The sequence below is a fragment of the Acidobacteriota bacterium genome (assembly GCA_035529075.1).
Lineage (GTDB): Bacteria > Zixibacteria > MSB-5A5 > GN15 > FEB-12 > DATKXK01.
In genome coordinates this window covers 171,043-186,081 of the sequence record DATKXK010000010.1, presented here as the reverse complement: position 1 = coordinate 186,081, position 15,039 = coordinate 171,043, and the positions used below count along the sequence as shown (strand labels likewise).

At 59.5% G+C, this 15,039-nt stretch carries 14 protein-coding genes; 3 read left to right on the top strand and 11 right to left on the bottom strand.

All coding sequences use genetic code 11. The annotated features are described in order from the left end of the window. Window positions 1-21: 21 nt before the first annotated feature. The 11 genes from VMY05_04035 to VMY05_03985 all read right to left on the bottom strand — a co-directional run bounded on the left by VMY05_04035 (window position 22) and on the right by VMY05_03985 (window position 12,022). Entirely contained in the window at window positions 22-768 is a 747-nt protein-coding gene (locus tag VMY05_04035) for a 16S rRNA (uracil(1498)-N(3))-methyltransferase (protein HUV30248.1), read from the bottom strand. A 3-nt stretch (window positions 769-771) separates the two neighbouring features. After that, a complete protein-coding gene (locus tag VMY05_04030; protein HUV30247.1) occupies window positions 772-1,656 on the bottom strand; it encodes a 50S ribosomal protein L11 methyltransferase in 885 nt (294 codons plus the stop codon). A gap of 2 nt (window positions 1,657-1,658) precedes the next feature. Then, window positions 1,659-2,822, bottom strand: coding sequence for a molecular chaperone DnaJ (gene dnaJ / locus VMY05_04025; GenBank protein ID HUV30246.1), 1,164 nt, complete (start codon window positions 2,820-2,822; stop codon window positions 1,659-1,661). Continuing rightward, window positions 2,822-4,780, bottom strand: coding sequence for a molecular chaperone DnaK (gene dnaK, locus VMY05_04020; GenBank protein ID HUV30245.1), 1,959 nt, complete (start codon window positions 4,778-4,780; stop codon window positions 2,822-2,824). The genes dnaJ and dnaK overlap by 1 nt, the downstream gene beginning before the upstream one ends. Before the next feature lie 98 nt (window positions 4,781-4,878). Continuing rightward, window positions 4,879-5,547, bottom strand: a complete 669-nt coding sequence (locus VMY05_04015) for a nucleotide exchange factor GrpE (protein HUV30244.1) — start codon at window positions 5,545-5,547, stop codon at window positions 4,879-4,881. Window positions 5,548-5,551: 4 nt separating this feature from the next. After that, a complete protein-coding gene (gene hrcA / locus VMY05_04010; protein ID HUV30243.1) occupies window positions 5,552-6,598 on the bottom strand; it encodes a heat-inducible transcriptional repressor HrcA in 1,047 nt (348 codons plus the stop codon). Between the two features lie 179 nt (window positions 6,599-6,777). Continuing rightward, on the bottom strand, window positions 6,778-7,125 hold the full coding sequence (locus VMY05_04005) for a hypothetical protein (GenBank protein HUV30242.1): 348 nt from the start codon (window positions 7,123-7,125) through the stop codon (window positions 6,778-6,780). Window positions 7,126-7,188: 63 nt separating this feature from the next. Next, window positions 7,189-8,793 carry a DUF4384 domain-containing protein gene (locus tag VMY05_04000; GenBank protein HUV30241.1) on the bottom strand — a complete coding sequence of 535 codons (1,605 nt, stop codon included), beginning with the start codon at window positions 8,791-8,793 and terminating at the stop codon, window positions 7,189-7,191. 32 nt (window positions 8,794-8,825) lie between these two features. Beyond that, complete coding sequence (locus VMY05_03995) at window positions 8,826-9,725, bottom strand: fibronectin type III domain-containing protein (protein ID HUV30240.1); 900 nt, start codon at window positions 9,723-9,725, stop codon at window positions 8,826-8,828. 180 nt (window positions 9,726-9,905) lie between these two features. Further along, window positions 9,906-11,255 carry a sigma-54 dependent transcriptional regulator gene (locus VMY05_03990; GenBank protein ID HUV30239.1) on the bottom strand — a complete coding sequence of 450 codons (1,350 nt, stop codon included), beginning with the start codon at window positions 11,253-11,255 and terminating at the stop codon, window positions 9,906-9,908. 92 nt (window positions 11,256-11,347) lie between these two features. Further along, a complete protein-coding gene (locus tag VMY05_03985; GenBank protein ID HUV30238.1) occupies window positions 11,348-12,022 on the bottom strand; it encodes a hypothetical protein in 675 nt (224 codons plus the stop codon). 275 nt (window positions 12,023-12,297) lie between these two features. Here VMY05_03985 and purD point away from each other — a divergent pair, with 275 nt between their 5' ends. From purD to VMY05_03970, 3 genes are all read left to right on the top strand, one after another. Continuing rightward, window positions 12,298-13,584, top strand: a complete 1,287-nt coding sequence (purD, locus tag VMY05_03980; GenBank protein ID HUV30237.1) for a phosphoribosylamine--glycine ligase — start codon at window positions 12,298-12,300, stop codon at window positions 13,582-13,584. Window positions 13,585-13,589: 5 nt separating this feature from the next. After that, a complete protein-coding gene (gene purE, locus VMY05_03975) occupies window positions 13,590-14,036 on the top strand; it encodes a 5-(carboxyamino)imidazole ribonucleotide mutase (protein ID HUV30236.1) in 447 nt (148 codons plus the stop codon). 74 nt (window positions 14,037-14,110) lie between these two features. Continuing rightward, complete coding sequence (locus VMY05_03970) at window positions 14,111-15,022, top strand: tetratricopeptide repeat protein (GenBank protein HUV30235.1); 912 nt, start codon at window positions 14,111-14,113, stop codon at window positions 15,020-15,022. The last annotated feature ends 17 nt before the right edge of the window (window positions 15,023-15,039 follow it).

Genomic DNA, 15,039 nt, shown 5'->3' with positions numbered 1-15,039 from the left:
GGATTATCGGCAGCAACGCGCCTAACTGAACTCGCCCAGACGCTGCATGACAAGCGCTACCGCCACCGGTCCGGCCGTTTCGGTGCGCAGTATCCTGGCCCCGAGCGCCACCTGCCGGAAACCGGCCTGCCGGGCCTGCCGCGCCTCGTCATCGGAAAAGCCCGATTCCGGCCCCACCAGGAGGGTCACGCGGCGGGTATCCGCCGCTAAGTCGACACTCTGGAAAGGAACGGCATCGCTACCGGTATGAAACAGCAGCTTGAGGCTCTCTTCGTCCTGCTCGCCGAGAAACTTCAAGAAATCGGTGGGCAGGGCGATTTCCGGCCGGTATGCCCGGCGACACTGCTTGGCCGCCGCCAGGGCAACCTTTTCCAGCCGCCTGACGCGCGTACGGGCACGTCCCGGGTCAGTCACTGTCACCTTCGACTTCTCCGCCAGGATAGGGACGAATCGCTTCACGCCCAGTTCCGTCCCTTTCTGCACTACGGAATCGAACTTGTCGCCCGTGGACATCCCGGCAGCAAGCGTCAGGCGAACGCCCGGCTCCCCGAAGTTACGATGTTCCGCGTGCACGCGCACGGTGGCTTTGCGACGGGATACCTCGACGAGTTCGCCACGGCAGGCCGTACCGAGCCCGTCGATGACGATTACGGTCGATGCCGGCACCAACCGCAGCACGGCGGCGGCGTGGCGAGCCTCGCTTTCGGGCAGGTGGATCATTCCCTCGACCCGACACTCCGGCGGCGCATAAAACACGGGCGGCTGCACTGGCTATACCTTGCGAATCGTATACGTGATCCACTTGTCGGCGACTTCGGTCGAGTAGCCGTTCTGTCCGCGCCGCCGAAGCGCCTCGACCACCTCGTCCCGGTCGGGTTCCAGCAAGCCGGAGAGCACGAGAAAGCCGCCCGGGGCGGTCAGGCTCAGCAGCCGGTCCAGCATGGAGAGAATGGTGCTTTTGATGATGTTGGCGCAGACGAACTGATACGGTTCATCGCGGTCGCACTTGTCAATGGACCCGAACAGAACGTCATGGCGAGTCACCACGCGGTTCACCGCGAGGTTCTCCCGGCAGTTCTCCACCGCCGTCAGGTCGTAGTCGACGGCCCTGATGTACGAAGCTCCCATCTTGTCGGCCAGTATGGAGAGAATGCCGGAGCCGCAACCCATGTCCAGGAATCGCATACCAGGTTGGAAATGCTCGCGGACTGCCCGCAGGCAGCTCTGCGTCGTCTCGTGCGCGCCGGTTCCAAAGGCCATTTTCGGCTCGATGACGATATCGTACGCGACCGCCGTCTCAGGTTCGCGCCAGACCGGGCGCACCAGGACGTCCGGAGCCACGAGAACGGGCTTGACGGACATCCTGTACTCTTCTTCCCAATCGGCGGCTTCAATCGTATGCTCGCGAATCGGCGGCACGGACGGCATCGCCTCACCCACGAGTTGCGAGAGGTAGGCAGTCAGCGGCTTCCGAAAAGTTCGCTTCTGCGCCTGGGGCACGTAGAAGATTATGCCAACGGACGGGCTGCCTTCTTCTTCTTCAAGGACCAGACCGGGGCAGAGGTTGTCGGTGATGAAACTGCAAACCGCGTCGGCTACCTGCGACGGGACGTCAACCTGCACCTCGATGTATCCTTGCGGCTTGAGCGCGGCCATCGTCACACTCCCAGCGTCTCGCGCAACTTCTGGAAGAACGATCGGTCGGCCGACGGCGGCTGAAACGATTCGGAACCGGCCAGTTTTTCCAGGTGCCGCTTGTCCTCGGCGGAGAGCCTGGTCGGCACCCACACCGTAATCTGGACCAGGTGGTCCCCCCGACCGGTGCCATGAAGGCGCGGAATGCCCCTGCCGCGCATCTTGATCACCTTGCCGGATTGCGTGCCCGCAGGTACTTTCAGCGTTGTCTCGCCGGCTAACGTAGGGACGGTCAACTCACCGCCGAGGGCGGCGGTCGTGAACGAAACGGGCAACTCGTACACGACGTGGTCGCCGTGGCGGGTGAATTGGGGATGTTCTTTTTCTTCGAACACGGCAATAAGATCGCCCGGCTCACCGTTGCGGGGCGCCGCGTTGCCCATGTTCTCGATGGTCATGTAGTTGCCGCTGGAGACACCGGGCGGAATCTTGATATTGACCATCGTGGAGCCCTGGTGCCGGCCGGCTCCGCTGCAGGTCCTGCACGGGTCCCCGATGATCTCACCGTCGCCGCGGCACATGTCGCACGTGCTCACCTGCTGGACGGTGCCGAGGAAGGTCCGTGAAAGCCTTCGCATCTGACCGGACCCCCGGCACTGGGGACATGTTTTTCTTGACGATCCGGCGGCCGAGCCGGTGCCGCCGCAGGTGTCGCAGCGAACCTGGCGCTTGACTTTGATCTTGCGCTCAACCCCACCGGCGATCTCCTCGAGGGTCAGGGTGATCCGCACCCGCAGGTCCTCACCGCGGTTGACGCGGCGACGAGATCCCCCGGACATACCCATGCCGAAGAACTCGTCGAAGATCGACCCGCCCCCGCCAAAGTCACGCATGAATGCCCGCAGGGCATCCCCGAGATCAAAGTGCTCGAATCCGCCGAAACCGCCGAAGCCCGCCCCCTGGGCCAGGCCGGCGTGCCCGTACTGGTCAAACAGGCGACGCTTGTCCGGGTCCTTGAGAACCTCGTAGGCCTCGGTGGCCTCCTTGAACTTATCTTCGGCGTCCTTGCTGCCCGGGTTGCGATCCGGATGGTACTGCATCGCCTTTTTCCGGTACGCCGACTTGATCTCGTCGGATCCGGCACTCCGATCAACGCCGAGGACCTCGTAGTAATCCTGTTTAGCCATCAGGTCTGGTTCTTGTCATCATCGACGACTTCGAAGTCGGCATCCACCGCGCCGTCCTTTTTCTCTCCCGTGGAACTCTCGGCCGCAGCGTCCGGACCGGCCTCGGCTCCTCCGGCCGCCGGCCCCTGGCCGGCCCCGGCCTGCGCACCGGCCGCCTGCTGAGCCTGCCTGTACATCTCTTCGGCAAGCTTGTGGGACACCTGAGTGAGCTTCTCTTTGGCGGCATTGATGGCCTCGACCGATTCACCGCTCATGGTCTTGCGAAGCTCCTCGACGGCCTCTTTAATGCTCTTCTTCTCACCCTCGGAGATCTTCTCCCCCTGCTCCTTGAGAGTCTTCTCGGTGCTGTAGATCAACTGGTCCGCCTCGTTGCGAGCCTGGATAAGGTCGGTCTTCTTCTTGTCCTCGTCGGCGAACTTCTCAGAGTCATCGACCATGCGCTTGATCTCCTCCTCCGACAGGCCCGAGGAGACCTCGATCTTTATCGACTGCTCTTTGCCCGTGGCAAGGTCCTTGGCACTGACGTGCACAATACCGTTGGCGTCGATATCGAACGTCACTTCGATCTGCGGCACGCCCCGGGGAGCCGGCGGAATACCTACCAGGTCGAACTTGCCCAGGGTGCGGTTATCCACGGCCATGCGACGTTCTCCCTGCAGCACGTGGATCGACACCGCGGGCTGGCTATCGGTCGCCGTCGAAAAGATCTGCGACTTCTTGGTGGGAATGGTCGTGTTCCGCTCGATAAGCCTGGTCATGATGCCGCCCAGCGTTTCAATGCCAAGCGAGAGCGGCGTAACGTCGAGCAGCACGATGTCGCGCATCTCTCCGGTCAGTACGCCCGCCTGTATCGCGGCGCCGATGGCGACCACTTCGTCCGGGTTGACGCCCTTATGGGGATCTCTGCCGAACAGTTGCTTGACCGTTTCAACCACTTTGGGCATACGCGTCATACCGCCGACGAGCACGACCTCGTCAATGTCGCCCATCGACAGCTTGGCGTCGGCCAGGGCTGCTCTGCACGGCTCCACCGTGCGCTGAACCAGATGATCAACCAGTTGCTCGAACTTGGCCCGCGTGAGCGTCAAATCGAGATGCTTGGGACCGGACTGGTCCGCCGTGATGAACGGCAGGTTGATGTTGGTCTGCATCGTCGAAGAAAGCTCGATCTTGGCCTTCTCGGCCGCCTCTTTGAGCCGCTGCAAGGCCATGCGATCCTTGCGCAGGTCAATCCCCTGCGACTTGAGAAACTCTTCAGCCATCCAGTCGATGACCACGTGATCGAAGTCGTCACCGCCCAGGTGCGTGTCACCGTTGGTGGAACGGACCTCGAAAACACCGTCACCGATCTCGAGGATGGAGATATCGAAGGTGCCGCCCCCAAGGTCGTAGACGGCGATCTTCTCGTTGCCCTTCTTCTGCAGACCGTATGCGAGCGAAGCCGCAGTCGGCTCGTTGATGATACGGAGCACCTCGAGACCTGCGATGCGACCGGCGTCTTTGGTGGCCTGTCGCTGCGAATCGTTGAAGTACGCCGGGACGGTGACCACCGCCTGCTTGACTTCCTCGCCGAGGTAGTTCTCGGCGGCGCTCTTGAGGTGCTGGAGAATCATCGCCGACACCTCCGGCGGCTTCAGCTTCTTGCCGGCAACCTCGATCTGGACGTTCCCCTCGGCGTCGGCGCTTACCTTGTACGGGACGATTTTCTCCTCCGAGGACACCTCCTCGTGCCGCCGTCCCATGAATCGCTTGACGGAGAAAACCGTATTCTCCGGGTTTGTAACCGCCTGGCGTTTAGCCGCAGCGCCCGTGAGACGCTCACCGTCCCTGGCAAAAGCCACCACCGACGGCGTCGTGCGCGAACCCTCCTGGTTGGGAATGACGACCGCGTCCTTCCCCTCCAGTACAGCCACGCATGAGTTGGTGGTGCCCAGGTCAATGCCGATTGCTTTCCCCATGTTTCCTTCCTCCTCTATACGTCATCACTTTCTTGTTCCGTTCGTTTGGTGTTCCGACCGCGACCTCATGGTGCACGGACGGCATCTGCGGAGACAACTCAGTCTTCCTCCACCTCGGTTCGCGTTCCGGCTCGGTCCGTCGGGGCGCCTCGGCTGACCCCGACCTTGGCATGCCGGAGCACGCGATCCCCGATCATGTACCCCCTGCTGACCTCCATCGCGACCAGCCCTTCATCATACTCGTCAGAGTCCACCTGCATGAGGGCCTCGTGGTAGCGCGGGTCGAAGGTTCTGCCCAGCGCCTCAATCGGCCGGACCTCATACTTGCCGAGCAGGTCTTTCATCTGAGCGTAAACCATCCGGGTACCCTGACGTATCGCTTCAGCGTTGGCAGCCTCCTCGGCGTGCTCGAAGGACCGTTCGAAATTATCCACTACTTCGAGCAATTCACCGATCAGGCGGTCGTTAGCCGATGCCGCCACGTCCTGGATCCGCCGCGCGGAACGCTTTCTGAAATTGTCGAGATCCGCCATGGCGCGAAGCAATTGATCCTCCAACTCTTCAACCCGGGCACGCAGCTTCTCCTCTTCAGACAACTCCACCGCCGCTTCGGCCTGCTCCGCTTCCCCGCCGTTGCCCTCACGAGGCGACTTTGCCACGGTCTCGTCTGACGAGCTGGGAGACTCCGCCGGGCCGGGAGCGGCACGCTGATCGGCCTCGCCGGAATCGGATGGTCCTTCTACCTTTATGTGTCTTTTCCTGGACATTTACTCATAGCTCCTTCGCAGGCTTCATCCCGGCAAGCAGCTCGGTGATCGATCGCGCCGTGTACTCGACAATGGACACTGCTTTTGCATACGGCATCCGGGTGGGACCGATGATGCCGATAGTGCCGGTGATATTGCCGACCCGGTAAGTCGATTTGACCAGTGAGCAGTTTATGATCTCATCCATCTTGTTCTCTTCGCCGATCGTTATGATAAGGCCTTCACGCTCGGCTTCACCGAGGAACTCCAGCAGCACCTTGCCGTCCTCGAGCACCTTCATCAGCTTCGACAATCGCCCGCGGTCTGCAAACTCCGGCTTGGACAACAGCGTGTTGGTCCCCGCATAGTGCAGATCACCGGCGCGGTCTTCCGTCCAGATCCTGTCCTTGGCGTCCATGACCAGCTTGATCAGCCGGCCTTGCCCGGACACACCGGCCATGCGCTCAGTTATGGTGCGACGGATTTCCGAGAGCGTCAGCCCGGTCAGGCGCTCGGTGAGACCCTGCTCCACCTCCCGCAACGCCGAGTCCGATACCGATGCCTCCACTTCCAGAATGAGCGAGCGAGCCAGACCGGATTTGACGATCACCACGACCATCAACCGCCCCTCGGAAACGGGAATTAACCTCAGGCTCCCGAGAACCCCCTCTTCGAATCGGGGCGCCACGGTCAGTCCAAGCTGGTCGGTAATGTCGCTGAGAACCCTGGCCGTCTGGCCCAGGATTTCGCTGATCCCCCGCCCTTCACGGAGAATGGATTGCTTGATGGTCTCCTTCTCCGTCTCGCTGAGCGTGTCCGGTTTGAGAAGGTAGTCGACGTAGACACGGTACCCCTTGTCGGTGGGGACGCGGCCGGCTGAGGTGTGCGGCTGCTCGACTAGGCCGAGGTCCTCCAGATCCTGAAGGGTATTGCGAATCGTCGCCGAGGATATACCCATCCTGAACCTGTCGGCAATAACGCGCGAGCCCACCGGATCGGCCGACTCGATATAGTGGCTGATCAGGTTAAACAGGACCAACTTTTCGCGGTCCGACAGATTCTCAAAAGCCATCACGCTCCTCTGCGCTTATCGAGCAACTGCCATTTTGGCAGTCCACCCTGACACCCATTGCTAATTAACACATTCTCTAACGATAGTCAAGTCAGAACGGTTCAGAAAAATGCCCCCTGAAGACGAAAAGCCGCCACCTGACGGTGGCGGCTTGAATGTCTATACGTGCCGGTAAGCCTTTACTTTTTCGGCTCTTTCTTGGAGCCGGAGTCCTTGCTCGGCTTCTTCTGAACCTCGGCGGCGGGCTTTTTTTGCACCTTTTGTTTCAGGTTTTCCCGGCGGTCATCGACACCGTTCTTATTACGGTCGACGAAGTTATCGTACTTCTTCTTAGTTGCAGCCGGCCGCTTCGGCACCAGGATTGTTTTCTTCGCTGTCGTTTTGGTGACAGTCTTCGAAGATGTATCGCGCTTTTGCACCTTAGCTTTAGGCGTGTCCTCTTTCTTCTTTTTCTCAACCGCCGATGCTACGCCGCTCAGAGAGAACAGAAAGGCGGCACACAACAGATATGTCAGTAAACGTTTCATGATTCACACCCGGCTTTCATGAGCTTGACTTCACCTCACCCGTTGACAGAAAACACGACACCCTTACTTCCCCTTGCCGCCCGAGCCGGACTTCTTGCCTGAGGACCCGCCGCTGGATTTGCCCGTTTTGCCCGAGGAGCTGCTTCCGCTCGAAGATGTGCTGCCAGACCCGACCGAGCCGCCGGACTTACCGCCGGATGGTTTTGACGTCGTACGACTCTTGACGCTCCCGGACGGTTTATCGGCTGACTTCTCTTCCTTAGAGCTTTTCACGCTTGGTGTTTTACCGGCGTCGCCTTTGGGCTTCGACGTAGCGGCACCTGACTTGGAGCCGACCCGCACCTTCGGGTCGCTTTGTGCCTTCCCGGAGCCCGAGCGGACCTTTCCGGAGGTCCCGCTCTTTTTCTCGTAGTAGCCCGAAGATTCGCCCGACACGCTCTTGTCAGGGGAGTAATCTTTCGCACCAATCGTGGACTTGCCGGACGTGCCGCGGTCAGTCGTCTTTTCTGAATACGAGGTCACTCGGCGCTCTCCGGCGGCTTCTGACTTGGACGACTCCACGCTCTTGGCCTTGCCCGTGTAACCTGAACCGGCTACGTCGGTTTCATAGCCGCGCTTCGTCTTGACGAGCTTGGTCGAACCACGCACGTACTTCTTGTCCAGCACGTAGTCGTTGAACGCCCCGGACTCTTTGAGCGTCTTTGTCCCGGTAACGCTGCCGGCCTGCAGCTTCGTAACGTTCTTGCCGGCCGGTTTGGCCGAGAAGTTCGGGTAGCCGTGCATCACGGGATCCCGGTATCCGACCTTCCTTACGGCGGCGTACTTGGAAGTCACCGTGGCGCTCGTCTTGACCACCGTCCGGCTGAAGACTACGGTGTTGTACCGGCTGACGTGGAAGTCGCTTTCCCAGCAGTAACCGTAGTGGTCGTAGATCGTCACGGTGTGCCAGCCGACCACCAGGCGCGGGATATACAGCGGCGCGACACCCCAGTAGTATCCATTGACGTATACCGTGGCGCCCCAGGGGTAGTCGATGTAGGCGTTACCGCAAACGGACCAGGCCGGATACCCGGGATAGTAAACCGGCCGGTAGTAGTACGGCTCCCATTCATCAACGAAAATCACGGCACGATCATAGGCAAACCGCTGGCCGTCGTAGCGAACGAAGTACTGGTCGTTCAGGTAGTCCATGTAGTCGTACCGGTCATCGCCCGTGAAAACCAGGCCCGAATTGTGGTACCAGTTCGGCACCGAAAAACGTTCGCGAGAGGCGATAATCTGCAAGTGCTCGAGGCCTTCGGGGCCGTTGACCATCAGGTCGTACCCGTCGTCTTCACCCGGCAGACTGTTCGTTATTCCGCCATAGACAAAGTTGTCCTGAGTCGGATCTGCGGGAAACAGGAGATTCACCCGACCGCGAGTATCAATGGAGTAGATGACGACGAACGCATCCCGGCTCACGCGAAAATGGATGACAATGTTGTCACCTTCGTAGTACTCACCGTCGTAGTGATTGGTCCAGACCTCGGCATCCAGGTACCGGTCTACTCGCGCCACGCGCTCATAGTCGCCGTACTCCTGCTCCGCCGGCTGGGCCGCCGCCGTCGTCACACTGACGATTGCCGCCAGCAGGGCCGCCAGCGCCGTCTTTTTGGTATTACGTAACATGGCATCACCAATCCTTTCGCGTCTCATGCTCTTTAGCGTGACGTCCGGTCGACCTGCTCGGCCGTAACGTGTTCGGGGTCAACCTCCGACTCGGGCGGCGGGGGCATCAATTCGCGATTGCCCAACTCGTTGGTCGTATCCGCAACCTGGTACGCCCATTCAAATGCCACCAGCCGGGTGTCGCGGCTCACATAGCTGACCCGCATCTTGGCATAATGGTAGTCAGCCGTCCAGATGACGTACGTGTGGCCGGGGATTACTTCGTAGTACTGCAAGTCCGACCAGCCTTCCACCGGCGCCCAGTCTACATCGTCAAAGTCATCGGTATATCCCTTGTCCTGAATGTCCGTAGCCGGGTTAGCCGTGTTCAGGTAGAGCACCACCAACGTGCTATCCCCGTCCGCTATCTCTATGTGATCGATGAAGACATCGGCCGTAGTGGCATCCCAGGGCACGACGGCAGATTGACTCAGGTCAAAGCCGGCTTGAACGGGGCTGGCAAACCGCGAGTACAACTCCACCTGGCCCTGCGGCCGGGGAGTATCAAAGACGGCCTCATATGACGGACGGGAAACCTGGCCCGCTTCATCGACGGCCCAGACCGAGTAAAAGTACGTCGTCCCGTTGTCCACGTCGGTATCCACGAACCAGTACAGGTTCGTCTCGGTATCGCGCGGATCGGCAGGGACGCGGCCGACTTCCTCGTATTCCCCAAGCAGGGCGTCGTTCCACCCGACCACGTATTCTACAATGTCATCCTCCCACAGACCGAGCCACCCGATCGTGACCTGCCCGTCACCGGTGACCGAGAACACGCCCTGAGGCGACTGCGGCGGCGGGTCGGACACGTAGACAATTTCATCGTCGTTATCACAACCGCCTGTCACAAGGGCGATAAGCGGGATCAGGACCAAGACTATTATCTTTTTCATGTTTCACTCCAGTGTCTGCTTTAAAGTCTCCAGTCAGGAGAGTATCAAGAATCGTGCCAATTTCCGTAACGCGTTATTGTAAAGCAGGATAGCGCTGGCGGGGTGTATTTCGGGGAGGTTTTCGTGCACATTTTCTGTGCAGATGCAAAGAAGGCGGCACAGGAACAGGGCGACCCGGACTCAATCCTTTGCCAGCCCGTATTCCTTTATCTTCACCCGCAGGGTATTGCGGTGTATGCCGAGCTTCTCGGCCGAGAGGCCGATGTTCCAGCCGAGACTGTCAAGGCAGGCTTTGATATGCTCTTTTTCGACCTCGGAGAGGGTCCGCACGACGGCTTCGGCAACCATAGCCCCGCCCGCCGTCAGCCCGGGGAGATCTTGTTTCGTGAGATACTCGTTCCGGGTCAGGACGATGGCGCGCTCGATGACGTTTTCCAGTTCCCGAACGTTGCCGGGCCAGTGATACGCCGCCAGTGCCGAGGCCGCTTCGCTGTCCAGTCCCTTGACCTCTTTGCCGATCTTGCGCGCGTACTTCTTGATGAACCGCTCGGCCAACAGCAGGATATCACCTGATCTTTCCGAGAGCGGAGGCAGGTGCACGCGGATGACATTCAAGCGGTAGTACAGATCCTCCCTGAACTTCCCGCGCTCGATCAACTGCTCCAACTCCCGGTTGGTGGCGGCCAGTATCCTGATGTCAATGGGGATATCCCGAACCGAGCCCAGACGCTGAATGGACCGTTCTTCGAGGACCCGCAGCAGTTTAGCCTGCATCGCCGGCGGCATTTCGCCGATCTCGTCAAGGAACAGCGTCCCGCCGTCGGCAAGTTCGAACCGTCCCTGCTTGGCCCGATCGGCGCCGGTGAAGGCGCCGCGCTCATAACCGAACAACTCGGCCTCAAGCAGCGTCTCCGGGAAAGCCGCGCAGTTTATCGCCACCAGGCGATTCTGCGAACGAGGCGAGAGCGAATGGATGGCTCGCACCACCAGCTCCTTGCCCGTTCCTGACGGTCCGGTGATCAGTATCGTGGCATCCCTGGGGCCGACCAGCGAGATGAGTTCCTTGACCCGGGTGATGGCGGGCGATTCGCCGATGATCTCGGCGCTGGGGAAAATCTCGGCCAGGCGCTCGGCCATTGCCTGGTTGTCGACAACGAGGCGGTTCTGGGCGGCGGCTTTCTCCAGTTTTAACAGCAATTCGTCCAGGTCTTCGACCGGCTTGGTCAAATAATCAAAGGCCCCCGCCTTCATGGCACGAACCGCTGATTCCACGGACCCGAAGGCGGTCAGGACTATCACCTGGATAAACGGGTTGATCTCTTTCAGGCGAATCAACAGTTCCACACCGTCGATTCCAGGCATCTTCATGTCCACGAGAGCCAGCGGAGCAAACACCGTGTGGTAGATTTCAAGCGCTCTCTCTCCGCTCTCAGCTTCAGTGACCCGGAAACCTTCATTTCCCAGATAACCGGATAACAGTTCCCGTTGCTTAGGTTCGTCATCAACAATCAGCAGTTTCGGGCGTTTCATGCTGCAAAAGCTACGGTGTCTTCACCCGGCTCGCAACGACAAAAAAGGCCCGCTTGCAGAAGCGGGCCCGGGGGTTCCATGATTGCCTGGTATCACTCGCCGGAGCCGAAGAACACTTTCACACCGGCATGCACGTCGATCATGACATTGCTCTCGCCGAATCTGTACGTCCGATCCTGGAAAGTCCCTTCGGCATCCTCGCTCAAGCCGTAATGAAGGTTTGCCTCCAAAAGCAGTCCGCTGTAGTCAGAGGTATAGTAGAACAGGCCGACCCCGGCGCCAAATGCCAGCGCCGGATCATAGGACAGTTCCCGGAACTTGAATTGCTGAAGGGCCTCATCCCAGACCCAGGTTGTAAACTTTGGATTATCCAGTCCGACGTGCACTTTCACGTAGGGAACCAGGTCCGATTCGCCGTAGAAATAGCGCTTGAGATACAGGCTGGGATTGTAGAAGCGGTGCTCCAGATTGCCTGTTCCGGCCTGAGTGTCCAGGCTGTGCTGAGAATAGGTAAAGTTAACCCCAAGCACCAGATTGCCGGTGACGAAATATCCGATTCCCCCGCCGAAACCGATGCCCGGTTTGGCTCCGATCTCCGGGCCGCCCGGGCTCATCCACTCTGCAACACCGGCCGTCGGGATGGCGGCCCCGAAAAAGCCGACGACTTCAAGGACGTCCCGTTCTTCCTCTTCTTCCACCTGACCCAGAACGGAAGTGTTCACTGCAAGCATAAAGACCAACGGCAAAACCAGTACAAGCTTCTTCATCTCCGCTTCCTCGCGATATTGTACAGATGACCTTTCTCCCAACCGGTACTAGACAGATGCAGGGCCAATCGGCCGACCAGCCAAAACAGGCTGCAAAGATAATCAATCCGCAGACGCGTTGTCAACAGGTTATGTTCATTAGAATCGACTTAGCCGGGGTCGACTGCCGGCCGGCGCGGCCGGATAGCGTGACCACGCCTCCAAAAAACTGTTGAATTTTAGCCTTCTTCTCGTATAATTCGCTATTCCATGACGAAAGTCCGGTTGAAAAAAGGATGAAAGTACTAATAGTCGGTTCAGGAGGGCGCGAGCACGCTCTCGCGTGGAAGCTCAAGCAATCCAAGAAGGTCAGGGCCATTTTCTGTGCGCCGGGCAACGGCGGCATGTCCCTGGCCGGGAGATGCCTGAATATCCCCGCCGATAACGTTCGCGATCTGGCCGACTTCGCACAGCGCAAGAAAATCGAGCTGACAGTGGTCGGCCCGGAGCAGCCGCTGGCGATGGGTATAGTCGACGAGTTCCACCGCCGCAAGCTGAAGATCTTCGGACCCGAAAAACGAGCCGCACAGATCGAGGCCAGCAAGGTGTTCGCCAAGCAGTTCATGCAGAAATACCACATCCCCACGGCTCCGTTCAAGGTCTTCGAGACGTCGACCGAGGCGGTTGGATTCTGCAAATCGCTTGAGTACCCGGCGGTGATAAAAGCTGACGGCCTTACTGCCGGAAAGGGAGTGTTCGTGGTCGGCAGTTTCGAGGAAGCTGCCCGGACGGTCGAGGCCATAATGGTAGACCAGCGGTTCGGCAAGGCGGGGGCCCGGGTGGTGGTGGAATCGTTCCTGAACGGCCAGGAGGTGTCCGTGATGGCAATTACGGACGGTAAGACAATTCTCCCGCTTCTGCCCAGCCAGGATCACAAGCAGGCATACGAAGGTGACAAAGGCCCGAATACGGGCGGGATGGGTGCGTACTGCCCCACGAGCTTCCTTGACAGTGCGCTGATGCAGGATGTGTACGACCACATTCTGTCCCCCACCATCACCGGACTGCGCAATGAGAATATCACGTATCAAGGGGTCCTCTATGCCGGACTGATGATAACGGCCTCGGGGCCGAGAGTGCTCGAGTTCAACTGCCGGTTCGGCGACCCCGAGACCCAGGCGGTGCTGCCCCTGCTCAAGACGGATCTCGCCGAGGTGCTGGCCAAGGCAGTTGACAGGAAACTGGGCAGCCTCGACCGGCTGGAGTGGCGCAGCGGCGCGGCCGCCTGCGTAGTCATGGCCTCCAAGGGGTATCCCGGCAAATACAAGACGGGTTTACGAATATCCGGTCTCCAGAACTACTGGAACAACTCGAGCTTTGCTTTCCATTCCGGGACAACGAAAGAGGGGAACAAGTGGCTGACGGCGGGCGGCCGGGTGCTCAGCGTTATCGGTCTGGACAAGGATCTCAAAGGCGCCCTTGGCCGCGCCTACGAGCAGATCAAGAGGATTAGGTTCGAGGGAGCCTTCTTCCGTCGTGACATAGGCTTTCGGGCCTTCAAAAAAGGAAACAGGCAGAACTGAAACATATGCCCAGAGTACTCATACTGGTCGGGTCGAAATCGGACCTGGAATACGCCGAACAATGCCGGTCGCTGCTGAAGGAATTCCGTATCGACGGTGATATAGAAGTCTGCTCGGCGCATCGACAGCCTCAGAAAACCGCCGAACTGGCCGGTAAGGCCGAGGAGACCGGGTACGAAGTGATCGTTGCCATGGCCGGTCTCTCGGCGGCGCTGCCGGGAGTGGCTGCGGCCCATTCGATACTTCCGGTAATCGGCGTACCCCTTCCTGCGGCGCTCGACGGACTCGATGCGCTGTTGTCGGTCGTGCAAATGCCGCCGGGGATACCGGTGGCGGCGGTGGCAATCGGCGCGCCGGGAGCGAAGAATGCAGCGATTCTGGCCGCCAGAATTCTGGCCCTGAAGTACCCCGACGTTCGGGCGGCCGTGGCGCAACACCGCCAGGCGCTGTGAACGGCTGGATCAAATCAGGTTAAAAAATTGTATTAAGTGTAGGCGACAGTATTGTCAAACTGAAAGGAGCCTTGATGGCATTTGCAGATCGAACCAGAATGTCCGAGCGACTCATTCTCGTGATCGTCCTCCTGGCTTTCCTTGGCCTCGCCCCGCAGGCTATCGCGGACGCCGAGAAAGCCAAAGAGCATTACAACGCGGGCGTAAGCGCCATGCAGGAGGGCGATGACGCCGCCGCCGTCACCGCGTTTGAGGCGGCCATTGCCGAGGACGGGGATTACTCGGACGCATACCTGAATCTGGGCGTTATCTACTACCGGCAGAAGGATTATGACAAGGCGCTGGAGATGTTCCGGACCGCGACGGAAAAGAACAACCAGAACGTCGATGGCTTCGCCAATCTGGGCAGGGTTTTGATGGTGCTGAGACAATACGCCGAGGCAGAAACGGCTTTCAAGACCGCCATATCCATCGATGAGAACAACGCCGAGGTCATAAAGGAGCTCGGCAAGTCATACTACGGACGAAAGAACTATACCGAGGCTATTGCCACCCTGGAGCGGTGCCACACGCTGGGCGCAGGCGACCAGCTCACGTACCTCTACCTGGGGAAAAGCTACCAGAAGGAGAACAAGATTAATGAGGCCATAGCGGCCCTGGAAAAGTCTGTGGCTCTGGAGAACTCGAACTACAACGCGCATTCGGCGCTCGGTCAGATATACCTCAGCCAGGAGAAGTACCTGAAAGCCGCGGGAGAGTTTGAAGCTGCCTTAAAGGCGAAACCAAAGACCGGGTACCGTGCCGCGTACAACTTCGCCGTGGCGATGGAATCATACAACCCTGACGACGTCGACACCAACATAGCCAACTGGGAGCGCTTCATCGCGCTGGCCAAGAAGAACCCCAAGGCCAAGGGCGAAGTAGGGACCGCCGAAGGACACGTCAAGGAGCTCAAGGAGAAAAAGAAAGCCGAAGCGCTGCAATAGACTTGATCCGAGGACGG